The organism is Vogesella margarita, assembly GCF_028548475.1.
Taxonomy (GTDB): Bacteria; Pseudomonadota; Gammaproteobacteria; order Burkholderiales; family Chromobacteriaceae; genus Vogesella; species Vogesella margarita.
Genome location: NZ_JAQQLE010000007.1, coordinates 1 through 17,716 on the forward strand (window position 1 = coordinate 1; position 17,716 = coordinate 17,716).

At 61.2% G+C, this 17,716-nt stretch carries 14 protein-coding genes and 4 tRNA genes; 4 read left to right on the forward strand and 14 right to left on the reverse strand.

The window, feature by feature from the left end; all coding sequences use genetic code 11:
- Positions 1-282 precede the first annotated feature (282 nt).
- The gene (gene rnr, locus PQU96_RS08665; RefSeq protein ID WP_272771914.1) at positions 283-2,751 is read right to left on the reverse strand and encodes a ribonuclease R; all 2,469 of its coding nucleotides are present in this window, start codon (positions 2,749-2,751) and stop codon (positions 283-285) included.
- An 85-nt stretch (positions 2,752-2,836) separates the two neighbouring features.
- On the opposite strand from rnr, the gene PQU96_RS08670 reads away from it, so the two are divergent.
- The 4 genes from PQU96_RS08670 (at position 2,837) to PQU96_RS08685 (ending at position 3,344) form a co-directional block, all read left to right on the forward strand.
- Positions 2,837-2,923: transfer RNA gene (locus tag PQU96_RS08670), tRNA-Leu, on the forward strand.
- A 49-nt stretch (positions 2,924-2,972) separates the two neighbouring features.
- Positions 2,973-3,059: transfer RNA gene (locus tag PQU96_RS08675), tRNA-Leu, on the forward strand.
- Positions 3,060-3,114: 55 nt separating this feature from the next.
- Positions 3,115-3,201: transfer RNA gene (locus PQU96_RS08680), tRNA-Leu, on the forward strand.
- 56 nt (positions 3,202-3,257) lie between these two features.
- A tRNA-Leu gene (locus PQU96_RS08685) sits at positions 3,258-3,344 on the forward strand.
- 94 nt (positions 3,345-3,438) lie between these two features.
- Here PQU96_RS08685 and PQU96_RS08690 read toward each other — a convergent pair.
- From PQU96_RS08690 to PQU96_RS08750, 13 genes are all read right to left on the reverse strand, one after another.
- A protein-coding gene (locus PQU96_RS08690; protein WP_373316285.1) for an IS3 family transposase occupies positions 3,439-4,559 on the reverse strand; the annotation gives its coding sequence in 2 pieces (ribosomal slippage) (positions 3,439-4,301 and positions 4,301-4,559; 1,122 coding nt in all).
- 320 nt (positions 4,560-4,879) lie between these two features.
- Positions 4,880-6,175 (reverse strand): adenylosuccinate synthase, encoded by a 1,296-nt coding sequence (locus tag PQU96_RS08695; RefSeq protein WP_272771916.1) that lies wholly within the window; start codon positions 6,173-6,175, stop codon positions 4,880-4,882.
- A 29-nt stretch (positions 6,176-6,204) separates the two neighbouring features.
- On the reverse strand, positions 6,205-7,356 hold the full coding sequence (locus PQU96_RS08700; RefSeq protein ID WP_272771917.1) for an ATP phosphoribosyltransferase regulatory subunit: 1,152 nt from the start codon (positions 7,354-7,356) through the stop codon (positions 6,205-6,207).
- An 84-nt stretch (positions 7,357-7,440) separates the two neighbouring features.
- On the reverse strand, positions 7,441-8,316 hold the full coding sequence (gene hflC, locus PQU96_RS08705; RefSeq protein WP_272771918.1) for a protease modulator HflC: 876 nt from the start codon (positions 8,314-8,316) through the stop codon (positions 7,441-7,443).
- Positions 8,317-8,327: 11 nt separating this feature from the next.
- On the reverse strand, positions 8,328-9,545 hold the full coding sequence (gene hflK, locus PQU96_RS08710; protein WP_272771919.1) for an FtsH protease activity modulator HflK: 1,218 nt from the start codon (positions 9,543-9,545) through the stop codon (positions 8,328-8,330).
- Positions 9,532-10,668 (reverse strand): ribosome rescue GTPase HflX, encoded by a 1,137-nt coding sequence (gene hflX, locus PQU96_RS08715; RefSeq protein ID WP_272771920.1) that lies wholly within the window; start codon positions 10,666-10,668, stop codon positions 9,532-9,534. The genes hflK and hflX overlap by 14 nt, the downstream gene beginning before the upstream one ends.
- A 75-nt stretch (positions 10,669-10,743) precedes the next feature.
- On the reverse strand, positions 10,744-11,001 hold the full coding sequence (gene hfq, locus PQU96_RS08720; RefSeq protein ID WP_047966110.1) for an RNA chaperone Hfq: 258 nt from the start codon (positions 10,999-11,001) through the stop codon (positions 10,744-10,746).
- An 84-nt stretch (positions 11,002-11,085) separates the two neighbouring features.
- Positions 11,086-12,450, reverse strand: a complete 1,365-nt coding sequence (der, locus tag PQU96_RS08725) for a ribosome biogenesis GTPase Der (protein WP_272771922.1) — start codon at positions 12,448-12,450, stop codon at positions 11,086-11,088.
- Positions 12,451-12,462: 12 nt separating this feature from the next.
- The gene (gene bamB / locus PQU96_RS08730) at positions 12,463-13,602 is read right to left on the reverse strand and encodes an outer membrane protein assembly factor BamB (protein WP_272771924.1); all 1,140 of its coding nucleotides are present in this window, start codon (positions 13,600-13,602) and stop codon (positions 12,463-12,465) included.
- 2 nt (positions 13,603-13,604) lie between these two features.
- Entirely contained in the window at positions 13,605-14,237 is a 633-nt protein-coding gene (locus tag PQU96_RS08735; RefSeq protein ID WP_272771925.1) for a YfgM family protein, read from the reverse strand.
- A gap of 12 nt (positions 14,238-14,249) precedes the next feature.
- Positions 14,250-15,521 (reverse strand): histidine--tRNA ligase, encoded by a 1,272-nt coding sequence (gene hisS / locus PQU96_RS08740; RefSeq protein WP_272771927.1) that lies wholly within the window; start codon positions 15,519-15,521, stop codon positions 14,250-14,252.
- Between the two features lie 56 nt (positions 15,522-15,577).
- Positions 15,578-16,852: a flavodoxin-dependent (E)-4-hydroxy-3-methylbut-2-enyl-diphosphate synthase gene (gene ispG / locus PQU96_RS08745; RefSeq protein WP_272771928.1), complete on the reverse strand. Its 1,275-nt coding sequence runs from the start codon at positions 16,850-16,852 to the stop codon at positions 15,578-15,580.
- Between the two features lie 7 nt (positions 16,853-16,859).
- Positions 16,860-17,714, reverse strand: a complete 855-nt coding sequence (locus PQU96_RS08750) for a helix-turn-helix domain-containing protein (RefSeq protein ID WP_272771929.1) — start codon at positions 17,712-17,714, stop codon at positions 16,860-16,862.
- Positions 17,715-17,716: the final 2 nt, after the last annotated feature.

Genomic DNA, 17,716 nt, shown 5'->3' on the forward strand with positions numbered 1-17,716 from the left:
GTTTCTTGAATCTTGACAGTGCAAGTATTTGGCTTGGCCAGACACTTACACCTATCGGTTATTCGTTTTGTTAAAGAGCAGTGCTGCGTCGCGTTTCGTTTGCGGCGTCAGCTGAGGAGGCGAACTATAGCGAAGCCGGCTACCGGCGTCAACACCCCGCCGCGCACTTTGTGACACAAAATCGGCAAGTCGTTGATTTCACAACCACCCAACCGTCAAGAAAAATGAAAAAGGTTGGCCGCAATACTTGCGGCCAACCTTTAAGAGTCACAACGACATGAATTACGAAGTACGTCGACGGCGCGGAGAACGCTTTGCCCCCTCTTCTACGACCACGTCCGGATTCGATGCAACTACGGGAGCCGAAGTCGGCTCCGGAGTTTCAGCTGGCGGCACCACCACCTCCGGTGCCACGGCAGGCTTTGCTCTGCGACGGCGAACCGGAGGCGGCAACTCGACTGGCACCACCTCTTCTACGAGCGGGGGTGCCACCTCTACCGCGGCCGCCGGCGGCTTTGCTTTTGAGCGGCGGCGAGACGACTTACGCTTGGACGGCGTTTTTTCCTCGCCATCGACAGACTCCCCGCGAGTTGCCAGCGCAAATTCGACCTGCACCGTTTCCAGGTTTGCCCGCACCACCCGCACCTGTACCGCATCGCCCAGCCGGTAGTGCAAACCGCTCTTCTCTCCAACGATGGCTTGCTGCTCTTTCTTGAAGTGGAAGTAGTCCTTGCCCAGCTCAGAAATGTGCAACAGGCCCTCGACATAGAGATCATCAAGCAACACAAACACGCCGAATCCGGTCACAGCACTGATCTTGCCGCTGAACACCTCGCCCACCTTGTCCTGCATATAGTAGGTTTTCAGCCACGCCTGCACTTCGCGGCTGGCGTCATCAGCGCGACGCTCTGTCATCGAGCAATGCTCGCCCAACGCCATCCACTTGCCCGGCTTGTACTTCTCTCCGGCCAGCACCGCCTTGATGGCACGATGCACCAGCAAGTCCGGATAGCGGCGGATCGGGGAAGTAAAGTGGGTATAAGCGTCATAAGCCAGGCCAAAGTGACCGACATTCTCCGGTGAGTAAACGGCCTGCTGCATCGAACGCAGCATCATGGTCTGCACCACCGGCGCATCCGGCCGCAAGGCGACTTTCTCGGCCAGTTCGGCGTAGTCCTTGGGACTCGGCTTGTCCTCCCCACCCAACGACAACCCCAGCAGGCGCAGGTAGTTGCGCAGATTGAGCAGCTTCTCGGGGGTCGGGCCCTCATGGATGCGGAACAAGCACTTGTGCCGGTTCTTGAGCAGAATATCCGCGGCACACACATTGGCCGCAAGCATGCACTCCTCGATCAGACGGTGGGCATCGTTGCGTGTCACCGGCACGATCTTGTCGATCTTGCCGTGCTCGTTGAACACCATCTGCGTTTCGACACTTTCAAATTCGACGGCTCCACGACGGGTACGCGCCGCCAGCAGCACCTGGAACAACTGGTGCAGGGTCTGCAATTGCGGCAACAAGAGACTGTCACTGCCCTGTTGCAGCCAATCCCACACCTGGTTGTAAGTCAGCCGCGCCTTGGAGTTCATCACCGCCGGATAGAAGCGATAGCCCTTGATCTTGCCTTTCGCCGAAATCTGCATGTCCGCCACCATGCACAGGCGATCCACATTGGCATTCAGCGAACAGATGCCGTTCGACAACTCCTCCGGCAGCATCGGAATCACGCGACGCGGGAAATACACCGAGGTACCGCGTGCTACCGCATCGCCATCCAGCGCGTCACCCGGTTGCACGTAATGACTGACATCGGCAATGGCCACCACCAAGCGGAAGCCCTTGCCCTGGCGCTCGGCAAAAACGGCATCGTCGTAATCGCGCGCCGTTTCACCGTCAATGGTGACCAATGGCAAGGGGCGCAGATCGACGCGCGATTTATCCAGGTCCTTCTTGCGCACCTTGGCCGGCGTTGCGGCAGCCTGTGCTAACGCCGCGTCGGAGAATACGTGTGGCAGGTCGTGCTTGCGCAGCGCCACCTCGATCTCCATGCCCGGATCCGCGTAGTTCCCCAGCACTTCGATGACCTTGGCGATGGCAGGACGATGCTCGTCGGGATAGGAAACGATCTCCAGCATCACTACTTGACCATGCCCGGCGCCGCCATGCCCTTCCGGTTCCAGCAGCAATTCCTGACCGATGCGGCGATCCTCGGCCCTGGCTACGCCAACACCGTGATCGAAGTAGACGCGGGCGACCAGCGTCGACTGCGCCCGTTCCAGCACCTCGACAATGCGCCCTTCGCGACGACCTCGGCGATCGGTGCCGGCCAATCGCACCATGACATGATCGCCGTGCATCGCCTTGCGCATCTCGCGCTCGGGCAGGTAGATATCCTCGCCAGTGACACCATCTGGCACCGCGAAGCCAAAGCCGTCCTTGTGACCGCTGACGCGGCAAGGCAGCAGATCGAGCTTGTCCGCAACGCAGACCTCACCCTTGCGATTGATCAGCACCTGGCCGGCCCGCTCCATCGCACGCAAGCGGCGCTCGAATAACGGCTGCTCTTGCTCCGTGATTTCCAGCAGGGCGGCAAGCTCGCCCAATTGCATTGGCACCCCTTGCTGCGCCAGAATCTGTAAAACAAATTCCCGACTAGGCAAGGGATTGTTATATTGGGACTTTTCCCGCTCCAGATAGGGGTCGGAGAGGCGGATTGCCGATTCAGGCGAAGATTTTTTAGTAATGACCATTGACACGTCCAGAAACTTCCTTATAATGCAGGGCTTCGTCGCTACCGCTGCAACGCAGTGAAAGCGATGATACAGCAAATGCATAGCCCAGGTGGCGGAATTGGTAGACGCACTAGGTTCAGGTCCTAGCGCCCGCAAGGGTGTGGAAGTTCGAGTCTTCTCTTGGGCACCATTCAACTGTAGTTGATTGATGCAATATGTATAGCTGAAAAATCTGGTTGGCCCAGGTGGCGGAATTGGTAGACGCACTAGGTTCAGGTCCTAGCGCCCGCAAGGGTGTGGAAGTTCGAGTCTTCTCTTGGGCACCAACACGATTTTTGCAGCACGTGCGAACGGGCTGTTGTTTGAAGCAGTAAAAGGTTTGCCCAGGTGGCGGAATTGGTAGACGCACTAGGTTCAGGTCCTAGCGCCCGCAAGGGTGTGGAAGTTCGAGTCTTCTCTTGGGCACCAACAGTATTTATTCAGCACGTGTAAACGGGCTGTTGCTTGTAGAAGTAAAAGTTTTAGCCCAGGTGGCGGAATTGGTAGACGCACTAGGTTCAGGTCCTAGCGCCCGCAAGGGTGTGGAAGTTCGAGTCTTCTCTTGGGCACCAAAACAAAAACACCGTTGAGACATCTCAACGGTGTTTTTGCATTTGCGCGACAAAAACCGCAGCACCGTCTTGCTTCCCCGACGTCCCCCCGTTTTCAGTAGCAGAGGGCTTTAGAGTCCGAGCTTAATTTACCTGATTTCTCTGCAAGTGATTTGGCGTAGGCAGCCGGCGTCAAACCACCCAGCGCTTTCTTGGGTCTTTCGTTGTTGTATTCCCTCCGCCAAGCTTCGATGACGACCTGTGCATGGCGCAGGCTGGTGAACCAGTGTTCGTTCAGGCACTCGTCCCGGAAGCGCCCATTGAACGATTCGATATAAGCGTTCTGATTCGGCTTGCCGGGCTCGATGAGGAAGAGTTGAACACCACGGGCATGCGCCCAGGAGAGCATGGCGCGGCTGCAGAACTCCTTGCCGTTATCGGTCCTGATCGCTTTGGGCAAGCCGCGTGTTTTCGCCAACTGGTCGAGGACGCGCGTCAGATGCAGACCACCCATCGCACGTTCTGGAACAATCGCGACCGCCTCATGCGTGGCATCATCGACCACGGTCAGATTCTTGATGACACGCCCCTCTGCGGTCCGGTCGAACACGAAGTCCATCGACCAGACCTGATTGGCGGCCAAGGGACGGGCCAGTGGGTGACGGTCTGCTACTGGGACTTTCTTGCGCTTCCGCCGGCGAATTTGCAGACCCGCCTCGGCATAGAGCCGATCCACCCGTTTGTGATTGACCTGCATGCCTTCCTGCCGCAGCTTCAAGTAAATCATGCTGGCGCCGTAACGGCGGTGCCGTTGCGCGAGCGCGATGATCTCCGCTTTCAAAGCGGCATTGCGGTCGGTGGCGGGCTGGTAGCGGAATGAACTGGGGCTGATGCCGGCCAGACGCAGCGACCGACGTTCACTGAGCCCCTTGCCTACCAGATGGCGCACCAGCTCCCGCCGTGATGGTGCGCTCACCACTTTTTTCGCAGGGCCTCTTTGGCAATCTCGTTTTCGAGCATCGTCTCGGCCAGAAGCTTCTTCAGGCGCGCATTCTCGGTCTCCAGCTCCTTGAGGCGCTTGGCTTCCGACACATTCATCCCGCCAAACTTGCTGCGCCAGAGGTAATAGCTGGCTTCCGAGAAGGCGTGCTTGCGGCACAGCTCGGCAACAGGCATGCCTGCCTCTGCTTCGCGCAGGAAGCCGATGATCTGTTCTTCGGTGAAACGTTTCTTCATGTCCAATCTCCTTGTCATGGTGGATTGGACTCTAAAGTCACGTGCTACTCAATACCGGGGGGACGTCGCCCGCCCTTGCCGGCCGGCTCCTCACGCGCCTTATCCTCAAAGCCTCACTGGCAGCATCGCACCACCAGTTCACAACACAAGCCTTACCCCTCCCCCGCCACACGCGGATATAACCATCATGCCGCTCTGTGACATCGCCGCACAGCAGTGGCCAGTGGTAATGCTGCGGCCAACCTTGGTCGGTTAGCGACTCAACGGCCACAGACGCAAAAAAGCCCGCCGAAGCGGGCTCTTGCGTGAAACACACCTCCTTACAGACCGTAAGGATGACGCAACACGATGGTCTCTTCGCGATCCGGACCGGTCGACACGATATCCACCGGTGCGCCGCACACTTCGGCGATACGGGTCAGGTAGGCTTGCGCATTGGCAGGCAGATCTTCCCAGCGTTTGGTACCGAAGGTGGACTCGCTCCAGCCTGGCAGGGTCTCGTACACCGGCTGGCACTTGGTCACCGCATCGGAGCCGAACGGCAGGATATCGACCTGCTGGCCATCCAGGGTGTAGCCAACGCACAGCTTGATCTCTTCCAGGCCGTCCATCACGTCCAGCTTGGTCACGCACAGGCCGGAAACGCCATTGATCTGGATCGAGCGCTTCAGCGCAGCGGCATCGAACCAGCCACAACGACGCGGACGACCGGTCACCGAACCGAACTCGTTACCGCGCTTGGCCAGGAAAGCACCGATTTCGTTGTCCTGCTCGGTCGGGAACGGACCGGAACCGACGCGGGTGGTGTAACCCTTCACGATACCCAGCACATAGTTGAGCATCTGCGGCGCCACACCGGCGCCAGGTGCCGCAGCACCGGCCACACAGTTGGACGAGGTCACGAACGGGTAGGTACCGTGGTCGATGTCCAGCAGCGTGCCCTGCGCGCCTTCGAACAGCAGCGGCACGTCGGCCTGGTTCAGGTCGTACAGCGTACGCGATACGTCGGCCACCATCGGCTTGATGCGCTCGGCCAGCAGCATCGTCTGCTCCAGGATCGCTTCGTAGCTTACCGGCTCGACCTTGAAGTACTGGGTCAGCTGGAAGTTGTAGTAGTCGACGTTTTCCTTCAGCTTGGCGGCAAAGGCGTCGCGATCGAACAGGTCGATCACGCGCAGCGCACGGCGTGCCACTTTGTCTTCGTAGGCCGGGCCGATGCCACGACCGGTGGTACCGATCTTGCCGGCACCCTTGGCCGCTTCACGTGCCAGATCCAGCGCCACGTGATAAGGCAGGATCAGCGGGCAGGCTTCGGCGATCTTTAGGCGGCTGGCGACATCGACGCCGGCGGTTTCCAGCTCGTCGATTTCCTTGAGCAGCGCCTCCGGCGACAGCACCACGCCGTTACCGATGAAGCACTCGACGCCGGCGCGCAGAATGCCGGACGGGATCAGACGCAGCACGGTCTTTTTGCCATTCACAACCAGAGTATGACCAGCGTTGTGACCACCCTGGAAGCGGACAACACCGCGAGCATGATCTGTCAGCCAGTCAACAATCTTGCCCTTGCCCTCGTCACCCCACTGGGTGCCGATTACGACGACATTCTTGGACATTGGTAAACCTCTTCTCTTCAGAAATCAAATTACTTAAACGGTACAAGCTGCCAGTTTTCGCCAGCCTTGACCAGTTCACGATCACAATTCAGGGCGGCAGCAGACTCGCCCAGATAATCCACAATGACCTTCTCGCCGCGCGCACGCAGTTCGGCCACTTTTATTGTCGCTTGCGGCAAAAGGTTGGCCGCAAGCTTGATTCCCTTGGCACTTTCGTTCTGCGGCAGGATACGGATCAGGTCGCGCAGGTCGAGACTGAAACCGGTTGCAGGACGAGCACGGCCGAAGCGGCGGCCAACGTTGTCGTAACGACCGCCACGCGCCAGCTCTTCCGCCCAGCCAGGGGCGTAGGCGGCAAACATCAGGCCGTTGTGGTAGTGGGTGCCACGCAATTCGGTCAGGTCAAAATTGAGCTCGACCTCGCCCTCCAGCGAGTTCGCTACCGCGGCCAGCTGCATCAGGCCGAGCTCGACTTCCGGCAGCGACGGCAAACGGGTGCGCGCCTTGTCCAGCACCGCACGCGAGCCGTACAGCTCCGGCAGCGCGAGGAAGGCGCTGCGATACGGCTCGGCAACATCGACCAGCAGTTCGCGCAGCGTCGACAGGTCCTTGGCCTGCAGCACCGAGAACACCTCGGCCGACAGCTCTGCGCCAAGGCCCGCAGCCTGTACCAGGCCTCGGAACAGGCCCATGTGGCCGACATCTAGGCGCAGCCCCTCTATACCGATCTGGCGCAACGAGGTCAGCATCAGACGAATGATTTCCAGGTCGGCCTCGATGCCGGCATAGCCGTACAGTTCGGCCCCCACCTGCAGCGGCTCACGCGAACTCATCAGGCCATCCGGACGCGAGTGCACCACGCTGCCGGCGTAGCACAGGCGGGTTACGCCGGTGCGCTGCGACAGCAGATGGGCATCGATACGGGCCACCTGCGGCGTGATGTCGGCGCGCAGCCCCAGCTGGCGACCGGAAAAATGGTCATCCAGCTTGAAGGTTTTGATCGCCAGCGCGCCGTCTTCCGGTGTCACCAGTGCATCGTAGTATTCAATCAGCGGCGGCAGAACCAGTTCGTAGCCGGAGGTACGAAACAGTTCAAGCATCGATGCCTTGGCAGACTCTACCTGACGCGCCGTGGCCGGCAGGATGTCCGCAACATATTCGGGTAACAGCCAATTACGCATCTATCTCTACACACAATAAAAGGCGGGATTCGCGATCCCGCCTTGTTGATAAGCTTGCCGTCTATCCCGGCTCGTTGCCCGCGTTTACTTGCCCGCGGGCTTGGTGCTCTTGAAGTACCGGAAGAATTCGGAACTCGGATCCAGTACCAGCACATCGTTCTTGTTGCGCATCGTCTGCTTGTAGGCATCCATGCTGCGCCAGAAAGCGTAGAACTCCGGATTCTTGCCGTAAGCCTGCGCATAAATCGCTGCGGCCTTGGCGTCGCCCTCGCCCTTCATGGTCTGCGCCTTGCGATAGGCCTCGGCCAGCAGCACTTCACGCTGGCGGTCGGCATCGGCACGGATACGCTCGGCCTCGGCCGCGCCTTCGCTGCGCAACTGGCTGGCCACGGTGCGACGCTCGGAGTTCATCCGCTCAAAAACCGAAGCACTGATTTTATCCGGAAAGTCGACTCTTTTTAAGCGCACATCCAGAATTTCCATACCAATTTTTTGCGCATCGAGGTTGGCCTTCTTGCGGACATCCTCCATGACTTGGTCACGCTGGCCGGATACGACATCGGCAACGCTCTTCTGGCCGAATTCGGCACGCAGGCCGTCGTTGATGGTTTGTTTCAGTCGAGCCACGGCAGCTAGCTCGTTGCCGCCCACACTCTTGTAGAACTGCTCGACATCACGCACGCGCCACTTGACGAAGCTGTCCACCAGCACGTTTTTCTTTTCGCGGGTGTTGAACAGTTCCGGCTCTTCCGGGTCGATCGTCTGGATGCGACGATCGTAGTAGCGCACGTTCTGCAGCACCGGCACCTTGAACTGGATGCCAGGCTGCTCGATGACGCGAACCACCTCACCAAACTGGAACACCATCGCGAACTGGCGCTGGTCTACGGTAAACAGTGACGATGAGGCAATCAGCAACAGCACGGCCACACCGATCAAAGAAGGAAGAAGTCGTTCCATGGGGGCTCCTGTTATTGGTTACGTCCGCGAGTCACATCGCGGCTGGTGGAACCGGACGAAGACGGCGCGACGGGAGCCACGACCGGTGGCACCTCGGCAGGCTGCGCGGCGCTACTGGTCTGTGGCGACGGCGCCGCAGCAGCGGACTGCTGGATCAGCTTGTCCAGCGGCAGGTACAACAGGTTGTTGCCGCCCTTCTGGTCAACCAGCACCTTGGTGGTGTTGCTCATCACCTGCTGCATCATGTCGAAGTACAGGCGGTCACGCATCACTTTCGGCGCCTTCGCGTACTCGGACAGCACACTGTTGAAACGTGCGGCATCGCCCTCGGCGGTGGCCACCACATTCTGGCGATAGCCCTCGGCCTCTTCCAGCAGGCGCGCGGCCATACCCTTGGCCTTCGGCACTACGTCATTGGCGTAAGCGACACCGTCGTTACGCAGTTTTTCCTTGTCCTGGCCAGCCTTTACCGCGTCATCGAACGCCGCCAGCACCGCTTCAGGCGGTTGCACGCCGTTGATGTTCACCTTGGCCACCCGCACGCCCAGCTTGTAGCGATCCAGGATAGCCTGAATGATGCGCTGGGTATCGGCCGCGATCTGAGCCCGACCCTCGTTCAACACGAAATCGACCTTGTTGCGGCCAACCACTTCGCGAATCGCGGTTTCCGTCGCCTGCTTCACCACGTCGCGGGCATCCGCCTCGGTCGCCAGGTTGTTGAACAGGAAGTCGCGTGCATCCTTGACGTCGTACTGCACCGACAGCTGTACATCGATGATGTTCTGGTCTTCGGTGAGCATCAGCGACTCTTCGTTAATGCGGTTCTTGGCACTGCCACGGTAACCGACCTCGATACTGCGCACTTCGGTCAGGTTGACGATCTCCACTGTTTCGAACGGATACGGTGCGCGCCATTGCAGACCGGAATCGGTGGTGCGGTTGAAGCTACCCATGCGCAGCACCACGCCCTGTTCGCGGGCATCGACGATGTAGAAACCGCTGAGCAACCACAGGCCGGCCAGTGCCGCCAGCACGCCGGCAGCGCCAAAGCGCATGCCGCGTGGCGACTCGCCACTGCCGTTGCCATTGCTGATCGGCGGCTCTTCGTCCGGGCCACGATTACCCAGCAGGCGCGACAGGCGCTGATTCAGCTTGCGGAAAATTTCGTCCAGATCCGGCGGGCCATCGTTCGGACGTTTACCACCCCAGTTAGGATCATTCTGTGCCATAGCGGTCTCGATCTTCTATGTTATGGTCATTATTAAAGCCGTGCAGCCGTTCGGCAATCGCCTGCCGCAAGAGTTCCAGCCCCTCGCCGGTCAGCGCCGACACGCGGACCGCGACCGGCTCGCCGTGTTCGCCGCGCTCGATCTGCGGCGGCAAGCCGCGCAGGTCGGTCTTGTTCCACACCAGTAGCTGGGGAGTGCCGCTGGCACCAATCTCGGCCAGCACCTTGTCTACCTCCTCGATCTGGCGATCCTTGTCCGGCGATGCCGAATCGACCACATGCAGCAGCATGTCGGCCTGGATCGTTTCTTCCAGTGTGGCGCGGAACGCGGCCACCAGCGAGTGCGGCAGGTCGCGGATGAAGCCCACGGTATCGGACAGCACGATGGACAGCTCCGGGCTGAGATACAGCTTGCGACTGGTGGTGTCCAGGGTCGCAAACAGCTGATCCGCAGCGTAGGCTTGCGCCTTGGTCATCGCATTGAACAGGGTGGACTTGCCTGCATTGGTATAGCCAACAATCGATACCGACTGCAATCCGGAGCGCTCGCGACCGCGGCGCTGCGTCTTGCGCTGGCGCGCAACGGCAGCCAGACGCTCTTTCAGCATCTTCACGCGCAAACCGAGCAGGCGGCGGTCGGTTTCCAGCTGGGTCTCGCCCGGCCCGCGCAGGCCGATACCGCCTTTTTGCCGTTCCAGATGGGTCCAGCCGCGAACGAGGCGGGTCGACATATGAGACAACTGCGCCAGCTCGACCTGCAGCTTGCCTTCGTGGCTGCGGGCGCGCTGGGCAAAGATATCCAGAATCAGGGTTACGCGGTCGATAACGCGGCACTGCAGCACCCGCTCCAGATTGCGCTCCTGCCCGGGGCCGAGGGCGTGATTGAAGATCACCACGTTGGCCCCCTCCGCTTTGACCAGGGCGGCGATCTCTTCGACCTTGCCTTTGCCGGCGAACAGCGCGGCATCGGGACGCTGCCGTTTGCCATGGATGGTACCGGCAACGGTGACACCGGCGCTGCGCACCAGGTCAACGCATTCCTGCACACCCTCTTCATAGTCGGGCGCACCAAAGTCGAGACAGACCAGTACGGCGATGTCTCCTAGATCCGGGCGATCAAACACGAAAGATCTTTCTGGGAGGGAAAACCGGTCGGCAAGGATTTGCCGGACCGGCATTCAGGCGGAACAGACAGTGACTCAAGCGTCGGCAGCGTCGGACTTGGCGCCGTGATTGTCATGCGGGATGTTTACCGGGCGGGCAGGCACCACGGTAGAAATGGCATGTTTGTAAACCATCTGGGTGACCGTGTTCTTCAGCAGCACCACATACTGGTCGAACGACTCGATCTGCCCTTGCAATTTGATGCCGTTGACGAGGTAGATGGAAACCGGCACATGCTCCTTACGCAGGATGTTAAGGAACGGGTCTTGTAACATTTGCCCTTTAGAGCTCATTTTATTCTCCGATTTCGTGGATTTGTAATTTCGTTTCTAGCAAGCGGCGCTAAGACTCTTTTTAGCATAAAAAAAACCGCCGGACTATTTTCGGCCCTTGTGAACCAGCAAACTCGGCTTGGTGCCTGTTGCTTCCTTCTCAAAGGGGTTGGTATTGGACTTGTATTGTACCCGCAGCGGCGTGCCTTGCAGCTGAAAAGCTTTACGGAACATGTTTTCCAGATAACGGGTGTAGCTGTCCGGAATCTTGCTCAGCGCATTGCCGTGCACCACGATGATAGGCGGGTTCATGCCGCCCTGGTGGGCGTAACGCAGCTTGGGACGAATCGGGCCGGTTCGCGGCGGCAGCTGGCGTTCGACGGCCAGTTGCAGGATACGGGTCAGCTTCGGCGTCTGCAGCTTGGTCATCGCCGCACGGTAGGCTTCGTCGATCGACTTGAACAGGTCGGCCACACCCTTGCGCTCCAGCGCCGAGATGTAGTGGAACTTGGCAAAATCAAGGAAACCGAGCTTGCGCGCGATTTCATGCTTGATGGTTTCCTTCTGGTGATTGTCGAGGTTGTCCCACTTGTTCACCGCAACCACCAGCGCACGGCCGGCCTCCAGCGCAAAACCGGCGATGGTGGCATCCTGCTCGGAAATGTCGAGCTGCGCGTCCAGCACCAGCACGGCCACGTTGGCGTCTTCGATCGCCTGCATGGTCTTGATCACCGAAAACTTCTCGATCGCCTCGTCCACCTTGCCGCGACGACGCACGCCGGCGGTGTCGATGATGGTGTACTGACGGCCTTCGCGCTCGAAATCGATGTAAATGCTGTCACGGGTGGTACCGGCCTGGTCAAAGGCGATCACGCGGTCTTCACCCAGCACCGCATTCACCAGCGTCGACTTGCCGACGTTGGGGCGACCGATGATGACGAACTTGGGATGGTTGACCTTCGGCTCTTCCTCGGCATCCGGGAAGTGCTCCAGCACCATCTCCATCAGTTCGCGCACACCGTCACCGTGCGAGGCGGAGATCGACATCGGCTCGCCCAGCGCCAGCTCGTGGAACTCGGCGGTTGCCACGGCGCTACGCATGCCTTCGGCTTTGTTCACCACCAGGTAAACCGGCTGGTTGCTGCGACGCAGGCGGTTGGCGATGATCTTGTCCTGCGGCGTGATGCCGGTGCGGCCATCCACCAGGAACACGATGGCATCGGCCTCGTCCACGGCCTGCAGTGTCTGCTTGGCCATTTCGAACAGGATGCCTTCGTCGACCACCGGCTCGAAACCACCGGTATCGATTACCAGATACGGCTTGCTGCCGACACGGCCGTGGCCATAGTGACGGTCACGGGTCAGGCCCGGCTGATCCGCTACCAGCGCATCGCGCGAACGGGTCAGACGGTTGAACAGGGTCGATTTGCCCACATTGGGGCGCCCTACCAGGGCAATAGTCGGTTTCATTCAGAACTGCTTTTAGAGTGTGACCGCCGACAAGGTGCCGTTGGTATCAAGAACGTAGGCAATATTGCCGAGCACGAGCGGGCGTGCAATGGTTCCTTCCACCTTCAGCTGGCTGCGGCCAACGATTTGTCCATCAACAGGCGAGAGCAAATGTGCATAGCCCTCGCCATCTACTGCCAGTAAGTTGTTACCCAGCTTGACCGGGGCGGTCACGTTGCGATAACGCAGTGCATCCTGCTTCCACAGGTTGCGGCCGGTATCCGGGTCGAACGCCCAGATCGAGCCGTCATCGGCAGTGGAGTACACCCCCTTGGCATCCATCGACAGGCCGCGGCTGCTGGCCAGCTCACGTGCCCATGCCTGCTCGCCGCCACGCGCCTCGAAGCAGCCGATGCGCCCCTGATAGGCCACGGCGCAAACGCGGCGGCCATCAAAAACCGGCTGACTGACCACGTCCGTCACCCGTTCCAGTTCACTGGCGCCACGCGGCGAAGCGACTACCGCTTCCCACAGCATGCGCCCCTGTTCCAGCGCATACACCGCCAGCTTGCCGGAGGCGGAGCCGACCAGCAGCACGTCGTCACCTTCCACCTTCAGCTGCGGTGTGGTCTGTTTGACGGTCAGCGCCGGCAATGGTTGCCATTCGGTCCACAGCTGGCGGCCGCTCTGGATGTCGAAGGCGCTGATGCGACCGTCGTTGCTGCGCGTCACCACGGCCTTGCCGCCAACCTGCGGCGGCTCGGCCAGCACGCTGGTCAGCGTCTGCTCCCATACCACCTTCCCGGTCTCAAGGTTGGCCGCAATCAGTTTGCCCTCCTCGTTACCGGCAAAAATCAGCTTGTCGGCGATGGCGACACCAGCGCTGAGTTTCTGTTCGAAGTCGAACCAGCGGCTCTCGCTGCCGTTCAGCACATTGATGGCGCTGACCTTGCCATCACCACCGGCGACCCACAGCAGGCCCTGATCGTAGAATGGCGTGAACAGACCACCCTTCGCCGCCGGCACGCTGGCCTGCCACTGCACTTTCAGCGCGCTTTGCTGCGCAAGCGGCTGCAACGGCGTCGGCTCGAAACCGGCGGAGCCTTCAAACCAGCTGGCGCAGCCCCCCAACAACGGCAAGACAAGGGCGGCACAAATGAGACGTCGCTTCATGATCAATTTCCCAGGGAGTCGAGCTTGGTCTGGATAAAGTCGCGCAAAGTTGCATCCGGCGCGGCTTTGGCCAGGGCGGCCTTGTAGCTGTCGCGGGCACCGGACATGTCGCCACGCGCCACCAGCACATCGCCTTTCAGGTCAAGGAACAGCGTGTCGAAGCTGGCCGGATGCGCCTGCGCCAGTTCGGCCAAGGCTGCATCGTACTGTTTCTCGTCGAGCAGTACCGTCGCCAGACGCAGGCGGGCGACCGCCTGCAGCGAGGCATCCTGATTGCCACTGGCCAGCAGCCACTTCAGCTGCGCACGGGCAAAGGCGAGATCACCCTTGTCGAAAGCGGCCTTGGCGGCCACCAGCGCCGCATTGGCGGCATAGGCAGAGCCGGGATGCGCGCTTTGCAGCACGGCAGCGGTCGCCTTGGCCTTGTCGAGGCTGCCGGCCTGGATCTGCTGTTCCAGCTGTGCATAGATGGTGGCCGCCTTGGCGCTTTCCGCCGCGCGGTACATCTGCCAGCCCTTGTACCCCAGATAGGACAGCAACGCAGCCAGCACGACGGCGGACAACAGCTTGCCCCACTGTGCCCAGAAGGCCTTGATCGAGTCAATCTGTTCCTGTTCCTGCAAATCGAAAGCCATGCATCCCCCTCGTCAAGACTTGAAGCGGGAAACCGCCGCAGCCACATCGGCCACGGCAAGGGTTTCCTGCGCGGCGTCGGCACGCAGTGGCTTGACCACCACCTGCGCATTCGCCACTTCGTTTTCACCGATGATCAGCGCCACCGCGGCACCGCTGCCATCAGCCTTTTTCATTTGCGACTTGAAACTGGCTTCGCCCATGTGCTGGATCACGCTGTGACCTGCCACACGCAGCAACTGCGCCAGCTGCATGGCGTAGGCGGTGGCGCCCTGCCCCTGGTTGACGATGAACACGTCGACACTGCGACGCGCCGGCAGCAGACCCTTCTCGGCCAGCAGCAGCAGCACGCGCTCCATGCCCATGCCGAAACCGATGCCCGGCGCCGGTTTGCCGCCCAGCTGCTCAATCAGGCCGTCGTAGCGGCCGCCGGCACACACGGTACCCTGCGCGCCCAGCTCGGTGGTCACCCACTCGAACACCGACTGGTTGTAGTAGTCGAGGCCACGCACCAGGCGCGGGTTTTCCACGTAACGAATGCCCAGCGCGTCGATCAGCGCCTTCCAGCCCTCGTAGTGCGCGCGCGAGGCGTCGCCGAGGTAGTCGCTCAGCCGTGGCGCGGCGTTGGCCATTTCCTGCAGTGCCGGATTCTTGGTGTCCAGCACCCGCAGCGGGTTGCTGTACAGGCGGCGCTTGCCGTCCTCGTCCAGAATGTCGACGTGCTGTTCCAGGTAGGCGATCAGCGCCTCGCGATGCGCGGCGCGTTCTTCCTTGTTGCCCAGGGTGTTGATTTCCAGCTGCACGCTGTCGGCCAGACCCAGGCGGTGCCACAGATCGGCGGTCATCGCGATGATCTCGGCGTCGATGTCCGGGCCGTTCATGCCCAGCGCCTCGACACCGATCTGGTGGAACTGGCGATAGCGGCCCTTCTGCGGACGCTCGTGGCGGTACATCGGGCCCATGTACCACAGCTTTTGCGTGGTGTTGTACAGCAGGTTGTGTTCTACCACCGCGCGCAGGGTGCCGGCAGTGCCTTCCGGGCGCAGGGTCAGCGGGTCACCATTGAGTTTGTCTTCGAAGGAGTACATTTCCTTCTCGACGATGTCGGTCACTTCGCCGATGGAGCGCACGAACAGCGGTGTCGGCTCCACGATCGGGGTGCGGATGTTCTGGTAGCCATAGTCGGCCAGCCAGCCACGCAGCGTGTTTTCAAAATATTCCCACTGGTGCGACTCGGCCGGCAGCACATCATTCATGCCGCGAATCGCTTGCAACTTTTGAGCCATTACGATTGTTCTTCCGGAATTCTGTGGATTCGATTCTTAAAGGTTGGCCGCAAGCCCTATACGGACTTGATCGGGATGGTGCGCGCCACCACTTCGCGGCGCTTGGCCCCACCCTCGCCGTAGCGGGTCTGCACGTAGTTGTCGACGATGGTCTTGAATTCGGTGGCGATATTGTCGCCCTTCAGCGTCACATCCTTGTGGCCGTCGACGTAGACCGGTGCCACCGGCACTTCGCCGGTGCCCGGCAGGCTGATGCCGATGTCGGCGAGCTTGGACTCACCCGGGCCGTTGACCACACAGCCCATCACCGCCACCTTCATGTCCTCCACCCCCGGATACTGCAGACGCCAGATCGGCATCTGCTCGCGCAGATAGGTCTGGATGCTGTCCGCCAGCTCCTGGAAGAAGGTACTGGTGGTACGGCCGCAGCCGGGACAGGCGGTGACCAGCGGCGTGAACGAGCGCAGGCCCATGGTCTGCAGCAGCTCCTGCGCCACCACCACTTCCCTGGTGCGCGCCTCGCCCGGCTGCGGGGTCAGCGAGATACGGATGGTATCGCCGATGCCTTCCTGCAGCAGGATCGCCAGCGCGGCGCTGGAGGCAACGATGCCCTTGCTGCCCATGCCGGCCTCGGTCAGGCCCAGGTGCAGCGGGAAATCGCAGCGGCTGCCCAGGTCGCGGTACACGGTAATCAGGTCCTGCACATTGCTGACCTTGCACGACAGCAGGATGTGGTCGGCCGGCAGGCCGAGCTCCATCGCCTTGTCGGCCGATTCCAGCGCGGAGACGATCAGCGCCTCGCGCATCACCACGTCCAGCGCCTTGGGGGTGGCCGCATGATTATTGGCATCCAGCATGCGCGCCAGCAACGCCTGGTCCAGGCTGCCCCAGTTGACGCCGATACGCACCGGCTTGTCGTACTCGATGGCGGTGCGGATCATGAACGCGAACTTGTCGTCGCCCTTGGCGCCCTTGCCGACGTTGCCGGGGTTGATACGGTACTTGGCCAGCGCTCGCGCGCAGTCCGGGTAGTCTTTCAGCAGACGGTCGCCGTTGAAATGGAAGTCGCCGACCAGCGGCACGTCGCAACCGAGGTCGTCCAGGCGCTGGCGGATTTCGGCCACGCGGGCGGCAGCCTCGGGACTGTTGACGGTAATGCGTACCACCTCGGAGCCGGCCAGCGCCAGTTCCTGTACCTGCTGCACGGTGGCGGCGGCATCGGCGGTATCGGTATTGGTCATCGACTGCACCACCACCGGGTGCTCGGAACCCACCATCACGTGGCCGATGGCCACCTGCCGGGTTTGACGACGTTTGATCGTTGCGTCCATCTGCGTGTTAATTCAGTTCCAGTTTGGCGGTAGTCCCGCGAATCTTGCCGGCCAGATCGACCGGCTGGCCGTTATAGGCCAGTTCGGCGTTGGCGGCATTGCCGATCACCACGCGGAACGGCGGTCGGCCCTGCAGCTGGCGGCGGTCGTTGGCGGCCAGCGTGGCGTACACCAGTTTTTTGCCATCGGCATCGGTGATCGACACCCAGGCCTCTTGCCGCACGCGCAATTCGATACGGCCCTGCCCGGTAACCGGTGCGGCGGCACTTGCTGCCGACGCGGCGGCGGCGGCGGGCGCCGTCACCGGTGCTGCGACCACTGGTGCAACCGCCTGCGGCGCCGACGCCGTCACTAGCGGCGGCGCGACCGCGACCACATCGGAAGTAGTCGGCTGCAAGGCACTGGCATCGGGATCGGCCACGGTCGGCACCAGGGCCAGCGGCACCGAGGACTGCACTTCCGGCTCGGCACTGCCCGGCAGCAGGAACCAGCCGCCGGCAATCACCAGCAGCGCGCCCAGCGACAGGGGCAAGGCCAGCGAGGTCTTTCGCGCCGCCGGTTCGTCCAGCGGTACCAGGCCGGCGGCCGGTGCATCCAGCGGCACACACTGGTCGAGGCGAGCCACCAGCGCGTCGGCATCGATTTCCATATAACGCGCATAGCTGCGTACAAAACCACGGGCAAAGGTCGCCCCCGGCAGGCTGGCGAAATCGCCGCTCTCGATGGCGTTCAGCTGCTTGACCGACAATTTCAGGCGGTCGGCCACTTCGCCGATGCTCAGCCCCCTGCCCTCACGGGCGGCGCGCAGCTCACGCCCGATGGCCACGGCAGTGCTGTCTTGTTGTGGGTTATCCGCTTCCATGC